Below are 13,993 nucleotides of genomic sequence, written 5' to 3' on the forward strand. Positions count from 1 at the left end.
TAGCCCTCGGAGAGGGCGTATCGAGATCCGGCCCTGCTGGACGCGTGCTCGAGACCGCCGTTCGATGGCGTGGGTCTCGATACGCCGCTGCGCGGTTACTCGACCAGCATGGAGGGAGCGGGCGTCAGGGACGCGGGCCCTGCCGGCCGCTCTCGCGCAGCGAGACTCACCGGCGAGACGCGTGCCAGCGTTTCGTCGTCGCCGAAGGCGAGACGCTCTGCGGAACGCGGCCACCTGTCGAGGCCGACAGCGCCGCGGCGGGCAGGGACCACCGCGGAGGAGGGCGCCGCCTCAGCGGCGCGCGCCGCCGCCCGCGAGGGCCGCGGCGCCGAGGATGCCGGCGTTGTTGCGCAGCGCCGCCGGCACGATCGGGGTGCGCAGGTCGAGCAGGGGCAGGAACTCCTCGTGGTGCTTGGAGATGCCGCCGCCGACGATGATGAGGTCCGGCCAGAGGAGCGCCTCGAGGTGGGAGTAGTAGCGCTGCAGGCGCTTGGCCCAGTGCTTGTAGTCGAGGTCGTCCCGCTCCTTCGCAGCGAAGGACGCCTTCTTCTCGTAGTCGCCGCCATGGATCTCGAGATGGCCGAGCTCGGCGTTGGGGATGAGGACGCCGTCGTAGATCTGCGCGGTTCCGATGCCGGTGCCGAGCGTCGTCATCAGGACCAGGCCTTTCTTGTCCTTCGCGGCGCCGAAGCGCGACTCGGCGTAGCCCGCGGCGTCCGCGTCGTTCACGAAGAAGATGTCGCGGCCGATGGCGTCCTCGAACAGCTTTTCGGCCTCGAGGCCGATCCACTCGTCCGAGACGTTCGCTGCGGACATGGTGCGCCCGTGCACGACGGCGGCCGGGAAGCAGATCCCCACGGGGGTGTCGGCCGGTGCGTCCGGGAGCATGCCCAGGATCTGCTGCACGGTGGCGACGATGTCCTTCGGGCCTCCGCCCTCGGGGGTGGCGACCTTCATCCGGTCGCTGAGGAGGGCGCCCTCGCCGAGGTCGACGTACGCCCCCTTGATGCCGGTCCCTCCGATGTCGATTCCGATCGCGGTCGCAGCAGCAGTCATACCGGCCATGCTAGCGAGACGCGAGGGGCAGCGGCCGGTGACCGGCCCCGGCGTAGGATCGCCGCATGTCTGACGGTGATGCGAACTCCTGGTGGTACAACCTCAAGTCCGGCGCGGTGGAGCAGGGCTTCCAGTCCCCGTCCGTCGACCGCGCGGGCCCCTACTCGTCGCGCGAGGAGGCCTCCCACGCCCTCGAGAAGATGCGCGAGAACACCCGCCGCTGGGACGAGGAGGACGCCGAGGACCGCTGATCCCCGCTGACCCGGGTCGCGCCCCGCTACTCGTAGCTGTGCTCGACTCCGGGGTACGCGCCGGCCTCGACGTCCTCGCGGAACGCGGTGACCGCTCCGGTGAGGACGCCCCGCAGGTCGGCGTACTGCTTCACGAAGCGCGGCACCCGGCCGGTGGTGAGCCCGGCGAAGTCGGTCCAGACGAGCAGCTGACCGTCCACGTGCGGACCGGCGCCGACGCCGATCGTCGGGATGCGGAGCTCCTCGGTGACCTGACGGGCGGCCTCGCTGGGCACCATCTCCAGGACGACGGCGAAGGCGCCGGCCTCCTGGACGGCGCGCGCGTCGGCGAGCAGCTGCTCGATCCCCTCGCCGCGGCCCTGGATCATGTGCCCGCCGAGGCCGTGCTCGCTCTGCGGGGTGAAGCCGATGTGCGCCATCACGGGGATGCCGGCCTCGACGATCCGCCGGATCTGCTCGGCGGAGCGGACGCCGCCCTCGAGCTTCACGGCGTGGGCGTGCGTCTCCTTCATGAAGCGGAACGCGGTGTGCAGCGCATCGTCCGCACCGGACTCGTAGGAGCCGAAGGGCAGGTCGGCGACGACGAACGCGCGCTCGACGGCGCCCGCGACGGCCCGGGCCAGCGGGATCAGCTCGTCCACGGTGACGGGCAGGGTCGTGTCGTAGCCGAGCACCGTGTTGCCGGCCGAGTCGCCGACGAGCAGGAAGTCGATGCCCGCCTGGTCGAAGATGCGGGCGGTGAGCACGTCGTAGCTGGTGAGCCCGGTGATCCGCACCCCCGAGTCCTTCGCGGTCTGGAAGTGGCGGGTTCTCACGCGTTTCACGGGCTGCGCTGACATGCGTTCGAGTCTATCCGCGCCCTGTCCCGCCTCTGCGGGGGACGGCAGGGCGCCCAGCGCGCACGGGGCGGAGCCACTAGCCTGGAGGCGAAACAGGAAGGGCCTTGATGGACAAGCAACGGGACTTCGTTCTTCGCACCATTGAAGAGCGAGGGATCAAATTCGTTCGCCTCTGGTTCACGGACGTCGTCGGCACGCTCAAGTCGGTCGCGATCGCGCCGGCCGAGGTCGAGGGGGCGTTCGCCGAGGGTCTCGGCTTCGACGGCTCCGCGATCGAGGGGCTGACCCGCTCCTACGAGGCCGACGTCCTGGCCCACCCGGACCCGTCGACCTTCCAGATCCTGCCGTGGCGCGGCGAGATCGACCCGACGGCGCGGATGTTCTGCGACATCACCACGCCCGACGGCCAGCCCGCCGTCGCGGACCCGCGGAACGTGCTCAAGCGCACGCTGGCGAAGGCGGCCGAGCGCGGGTTCACCTTCTACACGCACCCCGAGATCGAGTTCTACCTGCTGAAGTCGTCGACGTTCGGTGCCGAGGGCCCCGAGCCCGTGGACTCCGCCGGCTACTTCGACAACGTCCCCGGTGGCACGGCGCACGACTTCCGCCGCCGCTCGGTCCGCATGCTCGAGGACCTCGGCATCTCGGTCGAGTTCAGCCACCACGAGGCGGGCCCCGGTCAGAACGAGATCGACCTCCGCTACGCGGACGCGCTGACCACGGCCGACAACATCATGACCTTCCGCACGGTCATCAAGGAGGTGGCGATCGAGCAGGGCGTCTACGCGACCTTCATGCCGAAGCCGCTCTCCGGCCACCCCGGTTCGGGCATGCACACCCACCTCTCGCTCTTCGAGGGCGACATGAACGTGTTCTACGAGCAGGGCGCGCAGTACCAGCTGTCCAAGCTCGGTCGTCAGTTCATCGCCGGGCTGCTCAAGCACGCCCCCGAGATCACCGCGGTGACGAACCAGTTCGTGAACTCGTACAAGCGGCTCTGGGGCGGCGACGAGGCTCCCAGCTACGTGTCCTGGGGCCACAACAACCGCTCCGCGCTCGTGCGCGTGCCGCTGTACAAGCCCAACAAGGGCCAGTCCTCGCGCATCGAGTACCGGGCGCTCGATTCGGCCGCGAACCCGTACCTCGCGTACTCCCTCCTGCTGGCCGCCGGGCTCAAGGGGATCGAGGAGGGCTACGAGCTCCCCGCCGAGGCGGAGGACAACGTCTGGACGCTGTCGGACGCCGAGCGCCGCGCCCTGGGCTACAGCCCGCTGCCGGCGAGCCTCGACCGCGCGATCTCGCTGATGGAGGAGTCGGAGCTCGTCGCCGAGACCCTCGGCGAGCAGGTGTTCAACTTCGTGCTGCTCAACAAGCGGAAGGACTGGGCCGAATACCGCGCCCAGGTCACCCCGTACGAGCTGCGCAGCAACCTCGAGATGCTCTGACCCCTCGCGCCATGCCCCGCGAACGCACGCTGAGCGAGGTCGCGCGCCTCGGTTTCGCCGCCCTCGGCGAGACCGGGGCGCGGCTCGCCGAGGCGGAGGAGCTCGCGGGCCGATCGCTCGAGTCGGTGGTGCCGGCCTTCGCGACGGTGGCCGATCCGGACGCGGCGCTCGGCGCGCTGCTCGATCTGCTGCGCAGTCGCCGCGACCGGATGGACGCGGTCCTCGCGGACGACGCCGCGATCACGCGCCTGCTGCTCGTCCTGGGGGCGTCCTCCGGTCTCGCGGACTTCCTGCAGCGCCGGCCGGACGAGCTCGTCGGCTTCCTCGACCCCGTCCGGGTCCTTCCGGGTCGCGGTGAGCTCAAGCAGGAGCTGCTCGACTCGGTCGGCGCCGTCGACGGCGTCGCGGCGCTGCACGAGGAGGACGGCTGGACGGCCCTGCGAGTCCGCTACCGCCGGCTGCTCACCCGCGTCGTCGTGCACGACCTCGGCCAGGCGGATCCGGTCGCGGCGATCGATCGGGTGGCGCGCACCCTCGCCGATCTGGCCGGAGCGGCGCTGGAGGCGTCCCTCGCGGTGGCCCGCGCCGACCTGATCGCGGGGTCCGGCCCCGGCCGATTCGACCGCGAGGAGGTGGAGGCGACGCGCTTCGCCGTCATCGGCATGGGCAAGGCCGGCGCCTCCGAGCTCAACTACGTCAGCGACGTCGACGTGATCTTCGTGGCCGAGGGCGACCCCGAGCGCGGTCTCTCGAACGCCCGCGCGATCGACATCGCGACGCGGCTCGCCGTCCTCCTGATGCGCGGCACCTCGGCGCTCGCCCTCGAGCCGGACCTGTGGGAGGTCGATCCGAACCTCCGCCCGGAGGGCAAGCAGGGCGCGCTGGTGCGGACCCTGGAGTCGCACATCACCTACTACGACCGCTGGGCGAAGAGCTGGGAGTTCCAGGCCCTGCTGAAGGCGCGCCCGCTCGCGGGAGACCTCGAGCTCGGCCGCGCCTACGTGGAGGCCGTCGCGCCGAAGGTCTGGTCGAGCGCGTCCCGGGAGAACTTCGTCGAGTCGGTGCAGCGGATGCGGGAGCGCGTCACCGAGAACATCCCGCAGAACGACGTCCACTACCAGATCAAGCTCGGCCCGGGCGGGCTGCGCGACATCGAGTTCACGGTCCAGCTGCTCCAGCTCGTGCACGGCCAGACCGACGACGAGATCCACATGCCCGGCACGCTGCTGGCCCTGGGCGCTCTCGCCGATCGCGGCTACATCGGCCGCGCGGCGGCGGAGGAGTTCGCGCAGGACTACCGCGCACTCCGCCTGCTCGAGCACCGGCTCCAGCTGCGGAAGCTCCGGCGCACCCACCTGATGCCGCGGGACGAGCACGAGCTGCGCACCCTGGCCCGGGCGAGCGGTCTCGCCCGCAGCGCCGAGGAGCTCCTCGTCGTCTGGAACTCCATCAAGCACCGGGTGCGCGGGCTGCACGAGCGGCTGTTCTACCGCCCGCTGCTCTCCGCGGTGGCGGCGCTGCCCGACGGCGGGATCGAGCTGTCGACCGGGCAGGCGGAGGCGCGCCTCGCCGCCATCGGCTTCGCGGACGCCCGCGGCGCCCTCGGCCACATCGCCGCGATGACCTCGGGCGTCTCGCGGCGCGCGAGCATCCAGCGCCACCTCGTCCCCGTCATGCTGCAGTGGTTCGCCGACGGCGCGGACCCCGACTACGGGCTCCTCGCCTTCCGGCGTCTCAGCGACACGCTCGGCGGCACGCCCTGGTTCCTCCGGATGCTGCGCGACTCCTCCGGGGCCGCGAAGCGCCTGACGACGGTCCTCTCCGGCTCGCGCTTCGTCGGCGAGCTGCTCGACCGCATCCCCGAGTCGGCGGCCTGGCTCGAGGACGACGAGGCCCTCCGACCGCGCAGCGCCGACCGGCTGGCCGAGGAGGTGCGCGCCGTGCTGGCGCGGCACGAGACTCCGGAGGCCGTCGCGACGGCGCTGCGGGGGATGCGCCGCCGGGAGGTGCTCCGCACCGCGATGGGCGGCGTCCTCGGGCTGAGCACGATCGAGGAGATCGCGACCAGCCTCTCCGACATCATCTCCGCGCTGCTCGGCGGCGTGCTCGCCGCCGTCCGGCGCTCGAGCACGGGACGCCGCGGGTCCGCCGCGGAGTTCGCCGTGATCGGCATGGGGCGCTACGGGGGAGCGGAGCTGGGCTTCGGCTCCGACGCCGACGTGATGTACGTGCAGCGACCGGGCGGAGAGGATCCGCACGAGGCGCAGCTCTACGCGCAGTTCCTGGTCGCCGAGCTCGTCCGTCTGACCGAGGACTCGCGCCTTCCGCTCGACCTCGACGCCGATCTGCGCCCGGAGGGCAAGAACGGCCCGCTCGTGCGCTCGCTCGACTCCTACCGGGCCTACTACGCGCGCTGGTCGCTGACCTGGGAGGCGCAGGCGCTGCTGCGCGCCCGCGGCGTGGCCGGCGACGCGGCGCTGATCGCCGACTTCGAGGAGCTGGCCGACGGCGTCCGCTACCCGGCGGCCATCTCGGACCGCGACATCCGAGAGGTCAAGCGGATCAAGGCCCGCGTCGAGAGCGAGCGGCTGCCGCAGGGCGCCGACCCCAAGCGCCACCTCAAGCTCGGCCGCGGCTCGCTGAGCGATGTCGAGTGGCTGGTGCAGCTGCTGCAGCTGCAGCACGCGCGCACCATCCCCGCGCTGCGGACGACCTCGACGCTGACCGCGCTGAGCGTGGCGGAGGAGGCGCAGCTCGTCTCCCCGCCCGACGCGGAGCGCCTGCGCGCGGCCTGGATCCTCGCGTCGCGGGTGCGCTCGGCGATGACGCTGTTCCTCGACCGCACCGCCGACGTGCTGCCCGCCGACCGCCGCCAGCTGGACGGGGTGGCGCGACTGCTCGAGTACCCCGCCGACTCGGCGACGCAGCTCGAGGACGACTACCTCGGCGTCACCCGCCGGGCCCGCGCCGTCTTCGAGCGCCGCTTCTACGGCCCGGTCGAGGTCGACGCGCCGACCTACCGCTGACGCCCGCGGACCGAGCCGGGAACGCGGAAGGGCCGCTCCTCCGGAGAGGAACGGCCCTTCGTGCAGGGCGCGAGCGCTGCGGTGCGTCGGATCAGACGCCGTAGTACAGCTCGAACTCGAAGGGGTGCGGGCGCTGCGCGAGGGGCTTGATCTCCTTCTCGCGCTTGTAGTCGATCCAGGTCTCGATGAGCTCCTGGGTGAACACGCCGCCCTGGAGCAGGAAGTCGTGGTCGGCCTCGAGGGCGGCGAGGGCCTCCTCGAGCGAGGCGGGGACCTGCGGGATGAGCTTGGCCTCCTCCGGGGGCAGCTCGTACAGGTCCTTGTCGACCGGCTCGTGCGGCTCGATGCGGTTCTTGATGCCGTCGAGGCCCGCCATCAGCTGGGCGGCGAACGCGAGGTACGGGTTGCCGGAGGCGTCGGGCGCACGGAACTCGATGCGCTTGGCCTTGGGGTTCGTACCCGTGATCGGGATGCGGATGGACGCGGAGCGGTTGCCGGCCGAGTAGACCAGGTTGACCGGCGCCTCGAAGCCCGGGATCAGGCGGTGGTACGAGTTGACCGTCGGGTTCGTGAACGCGAGGACGGCGGGGGCGTGCTTGAGCAGGCCGCCGATGTACCAGCGGGCGACGTCGGAGAGTCCGCCGTAGCCGTTCTCGTCGTAGAACAGGGGCTTGCCGTCGTTCCACAGCGACTGGTGGGTGTGCATGCCCGAGCCGTTGTCGCCGAAGAGCGGCTTCGGCATGAACGTGGCGGTCTTGCCCCACTGCTCGGCCGTGTTCTTGACGATGTACTTGAACTTCAGGATGTCGTCCGCGGAGTGGACCATCGTGTCGAAGCGGTAGTTGATCTCGGCCTGGCCGCCGGTGCCCACCTCGTGGTGCGAGCGCTCGAGGATGAGGCCGGCGTCGATCAGCTTGAGGCAGATGTCGTCGCGGAGGTCGGCCTGCTTGTCGACCGGGCTGACCGGGAAGTAGCCGCCCTTGTAGGGGGTCTTGTTGCCGAGGTTGCCGCCCTCTTCGACGCGGCCCGAGTTCCAGGCGCCCTCGACGGAGTCGACGGAGTGGAACGCGGAGTTCTGAGTGACCTCGTAGCGCACGTCGTCGAAGATGTAGAACTCGGCCTCGGGGGCGAAGAACGCGGTGTCGGCGATGCCGGTCGAGGCGAGGTACTTCTCGGCCTTCTTGGCGACCTGGCGCGGGTCCTTCGAGTAGATCTCCCCGTTGCGCGGGTTGTAGATGTCGAAGACGATGATCAGCGTGCGCTCGACGCGGAACGGGTCCACGTAGGCGGTGGTCACGTCAGGGATCAGCTGCATGTCCGATTCGTGGATGTTCGCGAATCCGCGGATCGAGGACCCGTCGAAGAGCTGGCCGACGGAGAAGAACTCCTCGTCGACCGTCGAGGCGGGGATGTTGAAGTGCTGCTGGACACCGGGGAGATCGGTGAACCGGATGTCGAGGAACTTGACGTCCGTGTCCTTGATGAACGTGAGCACCTCGGAAGAATCTTTAAACATGCAAAGGTCTCCTATGGCGTAACGGGTTGCTGCAGAGCGCAGCCGTTCCAGGGTAGTCATGGGGGGTTTCCCCACCGTGTCCCGTTTGTTTCGAGCGTGTTACGCGAAGCTCTGTCGAGCGCGTCGTGGCGGGGAACGGGTTCCCGGCGGGCGCCGGGGTGGCGCGGGTAGCATCGGAGGATGCCAGCACCGGAACGCAGGACCTTCGCCGACGTCGCCCCGAGCACGCGGCCGGGGGAGCGGCTCGGCCTCCCTGAGACAGGCCGCATGTCGATCGCCCGGCCCGGCCGCCGCTTCGCCGCGCTCGCCGTCGACTTCGCGATCGTCGCTCTGCTGTCCTTCGTCTTCTTCGGCTACGACCGCTGGGCGAGCATCATCCTCTTCGTCGTGCTGCAGGCGGTCTTCATCCCCACGATCGGCGGCAGCATCGGCCACCGGCTGCTGGGGCTGCGAGTCGTCCGCCTCGGTGGCGGCTGGGTCGGCGTCTGGCGGCCGCTGGTGCGCTCGGTGCTCCTGGCCGTCCTGGTGCCTGCTCTCGTCTGGGACTCGGACCAGCGCGGCTTCCACGACAAGGTGGCGGGAACGGTGCTCGTCCGATACTGATCGGGTAGACGTTCCGGAGACGACGAACGGGCCGGCGGGAGTGATCCCGACCGGCCCGTTCCTCCGTCCACCGAGGCGGGGATCAGCGCGAGCGCTGCGGGCGCACCTTGAACGGGTCGACGCCCTTGGGGATCGGCAGCGAGGTGTTGAGCGAGGCGAGGCGGTTCTTCACGGCCAGGACCTCGGCCTTGGTGAGGACCTTCTTGGTCTTCGCGAGCGTGCGGGGGACCTTGTGCAGCGGCACGGCACCCTCATCGGGACCGACGTTGACGAAGGTGACCGGGACATTGGGGAGGATGCGGCTCACCTTGCGGCGCTCGTCCTCGAGCATGCGCTTGGTGCGGCCGGTCGGTCCCTCGGCGATCAGCACGACGCCGCCACGGCCGACCGCGCGGTAGACCGCGTCCTGGGTCTTGCCGTTGACGGCCACCGGCATCTCGCCTCCGGTCCAGGTGCCGCGGAGACCGCTGCGAAGGACGGCGCCGACGGCGCCCGGCTGCCCGGCGATCTGACCGTAGGCGGCGCGCTCGGCCCGGCGGGAGAGGACCGCGAGACCTGCGACCAGCCCGGCCATCACGCCGACGACGATCCACAGCGCGATGACGAAGCCGTTGCCGTCGCTGAGGAGGACTCCGAGGAGAACACCGATCAGGATCGGGACGGCGAGGGCGAGGAGGATGATCCAGACCGCGCTGCTGTCGTAGCGGCGGGTCATCTGGAACACCTGCCACATCTGCTTGAGACGTCCGGGTTCCTTGACCGCCTTCGTCGACGGTTCCGTGCTGCGTGCCATTCCTCCAGGATACCGAGCGGACCCGGCGGGGGAGACCGATCCGAGCGGATCCGCCGGGTCGCCGCTCCTCCCCAACGGCATTGAGTCCGATCACTCCACGGATGCGGCGGTCGGCCCCACGGCCGGTGGACCCGGCAGGCACTCTCGGAGCATGGCAGCGAGCGGCGAGCGGAACGGGAGCGGAGAGCGGTCCACGGAGCGGATCGCCGGCTTCGCCGTGGCGGGGGCGGGAGCTCTGGGCGCGCTCGTCCACGACGGTGATGGGCGGCGCCTGAACGCCGCTCTCCTCTCGCGGGAGCGGGCGGAGGCCGCGCTGCGCTCGGGGCTCGACCGGCTCGAACGGCACGACCACCGCCAGCGGCTCGTGGACGTCGGTGTGCATCGCGACGGTCTCGTCCTGCTGACCGAGCCACCGGTCGTCACGACCCTCGAGGAGGTCCTCGAGTCCGATGTCGCGCTGCCACCGGGCGTCGTCGTGACCCTTCTCGCTCCGATCATCGGCGCTCTTCGGGACTGCATGGCAGCGGGCGTGCTCCCGGCGCCCGGTGCGGAGGCGATCGGGCTGACCGAGGAAGGGCGCCCGGTGCTGCTGCTGAGCGAGGCGGCCGTGGCGGCGTCGGAGTACGAGGTCCGTGCGGCGGTCCGCGGTCTCCTCGCCCGGTGCCGGCAGCGCTGCCCGGAGTGGCACGGGAGTCCCGGGGAGGACGACGACCTCGAGGCGGTCGAAGCGCTGCTGTACCGCACTGCGGTCCCGCTGCCGCTCGGGGCGTCCCCGCGCGTGGCGCGAGCGGCGGAGGGGCTGAAGCGAGCGCGCGAGGTCTCGCCGGGTCGTCACCGTCGGACCCATCCGCTGGACGGCTGGCGGGACCGCGCGATCGCCGTCGTCGTCCGTCGGCGCGGACCCCTCGCCGCGGCTCTGGTCATCCTCGTCGGCGCACTGGCGATGACGGCGTGGGGACCGGAGCGGGTCTCGGGCGCGCAGTCCGCGGCCCAGGAGCGTCCCCCGGTCGCCACGCCCCTGACCCCGGCGCCGCTCACTCCGTCACCGACCGCGACACCTTCACCGGCGCCGGCGCCGACACCGTCCCCGGCGGCCGCATCACCACGGACGCCGTCCCCTGAATCCGCGCCCGCGGTGCAGCCGCCGCCCGCGGACCTGGGTGCGGAGGCGGCGGCGGTCGCCCTGCTCGCCGCCGTCCGCGACTGCCGTGCGGCGAGCCGGGCTTGCGCGTCAGCGCTGACCACGACCGACTCCCCGCTCCGGTCGGAGTGGGCCGCCGTCGCCGTGTCTCTCCGGCACGAGACCGCCGTCACCGCCGTCCACGCGGACGTGAACGGTGCCTCCGCGGTCGTCGCGATCGGGCCGGACCCGGGAACGACGACGGCCTCCGTCCTGATGATCAGGACGGAGGCCGTCTGGCTGCTGCGCGACGTCTTCACCGACGGGGGCCGCTAGTGCGGCGCGTCAGCGATGGGGCGTCAGATGCCGAGGTCGTTCTCGAACGAGCCCTCCTCGAGGCGCTCCTTGATGGCCACCAGGAAGCGGGCCGCGTCGGCGCCGTCGACCGTGCGGTGGTCGTACGAGAGGGCGAGGAACACGGTCGAGCGGATCGCGATCGCGTCGCTGCCGTCGACCTGCACCACGGCCGGCTTCTTCGTGACGATGCCGGTGCCGAGGATCGCGGTCTGCGGCAGGAACACGACGGGCGTGTCGAACAGCGCACCGCGCGAGCCGGTGTTGGTCAGGGTGAAGGTGCCGCCGGCGAGCTCGTCGGGCTTGAGCTTGTTGTTGCGGGTGCGCTCCGCGAGGTCGCCGATGGTGCTGGCGATCTGCGCGAGGGTGAGCTCCGACGCGTTCTTCAGGACCGGGGTCAGCAGGCCGCGCTCGGTGTCGACCGCGATGCTGATGTTCTCGTGGTCCGGGTAGACGATCGAGTCGCCGTCGAGCGTCGAGTTGATCACCGGGTAGGCCTTGAGGGCCTCGGCGGCCGCGAGGGCGAAGAACGGCAGGAAGGACAGCTTGGCGCCGGTCTTCTCGTTGAAGGTCTTCTTGACCGAGTCGCGGAAGCGGGCGACGGCGGTGACGTCGACCTCGACGACCGAGGTGAGCTGGGCGGTCGACTGCATCGACTCGACGGCGCGCTGCGCGAGCACCTTGCGCAGGCGGGTCATCGGCTGGGTCGTGCCGCGCAGGGGCGAGGTCTCGAGCGGCGTGCGGGCGGCCTTCGCCGCGGCCGCGGCGGGAGCCGAGACCGGGGCGGGAGCGGACTTGGCGGCCTCGACGGCGTCGAGCACGTCCTGCTTGCGGATGCGGCCGCCGACACCGGTGCCGGTGAGGGTCGAGAGGTCGATGCCGTTCTCGCCCGCCAGCTTGCGCACCAGCGGGGTGACGTAGCCGGGGTTCGAGTCGGTGGGCTCGGGGGTCGCAGCCGGCGCCGGGGCGGCGGCGGCAGAAGCCGGAGCAGCGGCGGCGGGGGCCGGGACCGACGGAGCGGGCGCGGATGCCTCGGGAGCGGCGGGCTTCTCGGCGGCGGGGGCCGGCTCGGGCTCGGCGGGGGCCGGAGCCTCCTCCTCGGTCTCCGCGTCGACGGAGGGGGTGGCCTCGTCGGTCGGCTCGGTCTCGGCGGCCTCGGCCTCGGGCGACTCCTCGGCGGCCGGGGCCTCCTCGGCGGGGGCCTCGGGCGCGGACGCGGCTCCGGAGCCGTCGCCGATGCGCACCAGCTCGGCGCCGACCTCGACGGTCTCGTCCTCCTGGACGAGGATCTCCTCGATGACACCGGCGACGGGCGACGGGATCTCGGTGTCCACCTTGTCGGTCGAGACCTCGAGCAGCGGCTCGTCGACCTCGACGCGGTCGCCGACGTTCTTCAGCCAGCGGGTGACCGTTCCTTCCGTGACACTCTCTCCGAGTGCCGGGAGGCTGACGGATTCGCTCATGAGCCTGTCTCCTTAAGACGCTTGTGTTCGTTGCTTCAGTTTAGTGAGGCGGGAGCGGCCGGTCGCCGCCCCGCGATGGTTCTAGAGGGCGTGCAGCGGCTTGCCCGCGAGAGCGAGGTGCGCCTCGCCGAGCGCCTCGTTCTGCGTGGGGTGCGCGTGCACGAAGGGCGCCACGTCCTCGGGGTGCGCCTCCCAGTTCACGATGAGCTGGGCCTCGCCGATCAGCTCGCCGACGCGGGCGCCGATCATGTGCACGCCGACGACGGGACCGTCGACGACGCGCACGACCTTGACCGAGCCGGCGGTGCCGATGATCGTGCTCTTCGCGTTGCCGCCGAGACCGTAGTCGTAGCTCGCGACGCGGTCGGCGCCGTACTCGGCGACGGCCCGCGCCTCGGTCAGACCGACGGACGCCACCTCGGGGTCGCTGTAGGTGACCTTCGGGATGTTCAGGTCGGCCACCGTCTGCGGCTTCAGGCCGGCGAGCTCCTCGGCGACGAAGATCCCCTGCTGGAAGCTGCGGTGCGCGAGCTGCAGGCCGGGCACGATGTCGCCGACGGCGTAGACGCCGGGGACCGAGGTCCGCAGGCGCTCGTCGGTGATCACGTAGCCGCGGTCGAGCGTCACGCCGATCTCCTCGAGGCCGAGCCCCGCGGTGACCGGGCCGCGGCCGACCGCGACGAGGAGGAGGTCGCCCTCGACGCTCGCCCCGCTCTCGAGCGAGACCGAGACGCCGTCGTCGGTCTGGACGACGCCGGTGACGCGCGAGCCGAGGGTGAAGGAGATCCCGCGCTTGCGGAAGGCGCGCTCGAACTGCTTGCTGACGCTCTCGTCCTCGTTCGGCACGAGGTGGGGGAGCGCCTCGACGATCGACACCTCGGCACCGAAGGAGCGCCAGACGCTGGCGAACTCGACGCCGATGACACCGCCGCCTAGCACGACGACCCGCTCCGGCACGTGGTCCAGCTCGAGGGCCTGGTCGCTGGTGATCACGCGGCCGCCGATCTCGATGCCCGGGAGGGTGCGCGAGGCGGAGCCGGTCGCGACGACGATCGAGCCGCCGTGCAGCACGTGCTCGCCGACCGTGACGGTCGTCGGCCCGGTCAGCCGGCCCTCGCCGGAGACGACGGTGATGCCGCGGGCGGAGACGAGGCTCTGCAGGCCCTTGTACTTGCCGGCGACGACGCCCTCGCGGTAGCGCGTGACGCCGGGGACGTCGATGCCCTGGAAGCCGGCGAGGACGCCGTACTTCTGCGCGTCGCGGGCGCCGTCGGCGAGCTCGGCGGCGTGCAGGAGGGCCTTGGTCGGGACGCAGCCGCGGTGCAGGCAGGTGCCGCCGAGCTTGTCGCGCTCGACGATCGCCACGCTCATCCCGAGCTGGGTCGCGCGCAGAGCCGCCGCGTACCCGCCGCTGCCACCTCCGAGCACGACCAGGTCGTAGCGCTCTTCCGACACCCAGTGACTCCCTTGCGACGTGCGGTTCCCCTCGCCTCCGCGGATCCCCGCGCCTGTGCGCGGGCCGGTCGG

General features: G+C 71.6%; 11 protein-coding genes. 5 read left to right on the plus strand and 6 right to left on the minus strand.

The window, feature by feature from the left end; translation table 11 throughout:
• Positions 1-291 precede the first annotated feature (291 nt).
• Positions 292-1,056 (minus strand): polyphosphate--glucose phosphotransferase, encoded by a 765-nt coding sequence (gene ppgK, locus GTU73_RS10145; RefSeq protein ID WP_160089123.1) that lies wholly within the window; start codon positions 1,054-1,056, stop codon positions 292-294.
• A gap of 65 nt (positions 1,057-1,121) precedes the next feature.
• Between ppgK and GTU73_RS10150 the strand changes: the two genes are divergently transcribed.
• Positions 1,122-1,307 (plus strand): SPOR domain-containing protein, encoded by a 186-nt coding sequence (locus tag GTU73_RS10150; RefSeq protein WP_123445835.1) that lies wholly within the window; start codon positions 1,122-1,124, stop codon positions 1,305-1,307.
• A 26-nt stretch (positions 1,308-1,333) separates the two neighbouring features.
• Here GTU73_RS10150 and panB read toward each other — a convergent pair whose 3' ends face one another.
• Entirely contained in the window at positions 1,334-2,146 is an 813-nt protein-coding gene (panB, locus tag GTU73_RS10155; protein ID WP_160089125.1) for a 3-methyl-2-oxobutanoate hydroxymethyltransferase, read from the minus strand.
• 107 nt (positions 2,147-2,253) lie between these two features.
• On the opposite strand from panB, the gene GTU73_RS10160 reads away from it, so the two are divergent.
• Complete coding sequence (locus GTU73_RS10160) at positions 2,254-3,591, plus strand: glutamine synthetase family protein (protein WP_123736929.1); 1,338 nt, start codon at positions 2,254-2,256, stop codon at positions 3,589-3,591.
• Between the two features lie 11 nt (positions 3,592-3,602).
• Entirely contained in the window at positions 3,603-6,617 is a 3,015-nt protein-coding gene (locus GTU73_RS10165) for a bifunctional [glutamine synthetase] adenylyltransferase/[glutamine synthetase]-adenylyl-L-tyrosine phosphorylase (RefSeq protein WP_160089127.1), read from the plus strand.
• A 91-nt stretch (positions 6,618-6,708) separates the two neighbouring features.
• Here the strand turns inward: GTU73_RS10165 and glnA are convergent, their stop codons facing one another.
• The gene (glnA, locus tag GTU73_RS10170) at positions 6,709-8,133 is read right to left on the minus strand and encodes a type I glutamate--ammonia ligase (RefSeq protein ID WP_160089129.1); all 1,425 of its coding nucleotides are present in this window, start codon (positions 8,131-8,133) and stop codon (positions 6,709-6,711) included.
• Between the two features lie 180 nt (positions 8,134-8,313).
• Here glnA and GTU73_RS10175 point away from each other — a divergent pair, with 180 nt between their 5' ends.
• Positions 8,314-8,736 carry an RDD family protein gene (locus GTU73_RS10175; protein WP_132437047.1) on the plus strand — a complete coding sequence of 141 codons (423 nt, stop codon included), beginning with the start codon at positions 8,314-8,316 and terminating at the stop codon, positions 8,734-8,736.
• A gap of 82 nt (positions 8,737-8,818) precedes the next feature.
• On the opposite strand, the gene GTU73_RS10180 is transcribed toward GTU73_RS10175, so the two are convergent.
• Positions 8,819-9,529, minus strand: coding sequence for a DUF4191 domain-containing protein (locus tag GTU73_RS10180; protein ID WP_160089131.1), 711 nt, complete (start codon positions 9,527-9,529; stop codon positions 8,819-8,821).
• 151 nt (positions 9,530-9,680) lie between these two features.
• On the opposite strand from GTU73_RS10180, the gene GTU73_RS10185 reads away from it, so the two are divergent.
• Entirely contained in the window at positions 9,681-10,985 is a 1,305-nt protein-coding gene (locus GTU73_RS10185; RefSeq protein WP_160089133.1) for a hypothetical protein, read from the plus strand.
• A 23-nt stretch (positions 10,986-11,008) separates the two neighbouring features.
• Here GTU73_RS10185 and sucB read toward each other — a convergent pair whose 3' ends face one another.
• Positions 11,009-12,466, minus strand: a complete 1,458-nt coding sequence (sucB, locus tag GTU73_RS10190; protein WP_160089135.1) for a 2-oxoglutarate dehydrogenase, E2 component, dihydrolipoamide succinyltransferase — start codon at positions 12,464-12,466, stop codon at positions 11,009-11,011.
• A gap of 81 nt (positions 12,467-12,547) precedes the next feature.
• A complete protein-coding gene (gene lpdA, locus GTU73_RS10195; RefSeq protein ID WP_160089137.1) occupies positions 12,548-13,921 on the minus strand; it encodes a dihydrolipoyl dehydrogenase in 1,374 nt (457 codons plus the stop codon).
• Positions 13,922-13,993 lie beyond the last annotated feature (72 nt).

Origin of the sequence: Rathayibacter sp. VKM Ac-2804 (assembly GCF_009866655.1) — a bacterium.
In the GTDB taxonomy this organism is placed as follows: Bacteria; Actinomycetota; Actinomycetes; order Actinomycetales; family Microbacteriaceae; genus Rathayibacter.

Bases quoted from the DNA above. Each gene is read 5' to 3' on its own strand.
- GTU73_RS10175 (WP_132437047.1), top strand. From the start codon at position 8,314: ATGCCAGCACCGGAACGCAGGACCTTCGCCGACGTCGCCCCGAGCACG.
- GTU73_RS10160 (WP_123736929.1), top strand. From the start codon at position 2,254: ATGGACAAGCAACGGGACTTCGTTCTTCGCACCATTGAAGAGCGAGGG.
- panB (WP_160089125.1), bottom strand. From the start codon at position 2,146: ATGTCAGCGCAGCCCGTGAAACGCGTGAGAACCCGCCACTTCCAGACC.
- ppgK (WP_160089123.1), bottom strand. From the start codon at position 1,056: ATGACTGCTGCTGCGACCGCGATCGGAATCGACATCGGAGGGACCGGC.
- GTU73_RS10185 (WP_160089133.1), top strand. From the start codon at position 9,681: ATGGCAGCGAGCGGCGAGCGGAACGGGAGCGGAGAGCGGTCCACGGAG.
- glnA (WP_160089129.1), bottom strand. From the start codon at position 8,133: ATGTTTAAAGATTCTTCCGAGGTGCTCACGTTCATCAAGGACACGGAC.
- sucB (WP_160089135.1), bottom strand. From the start codon at position 12,466: ATGAGCGAATCCGTCAGCCTCCCGGCACTCGGAGAGAGTGTCACGGAA.
- GTU73_RS10180 (WP_160089131.1), bottom strand. From the start codon at position 9,529: ATGGCACGCAGCACGGAACCGTCGACGAAGGCGGTCAAGGAACCCGGA.
- GTU73_RS10165 (WP_160089127.1), top strand. From the start codon at position 3,603: ATGCCCCGCGAACGCACGCTGAGCGAGGTCGCGCGCCTCGGTTTCGCC.
- GTU73_RS10150 (WP_123445835.1), top strand. From the start codon at position 1,122: ATGTCTGACGGTGATGCGAACTCCTGGTGGTACAACCTCAAGTCCGGC.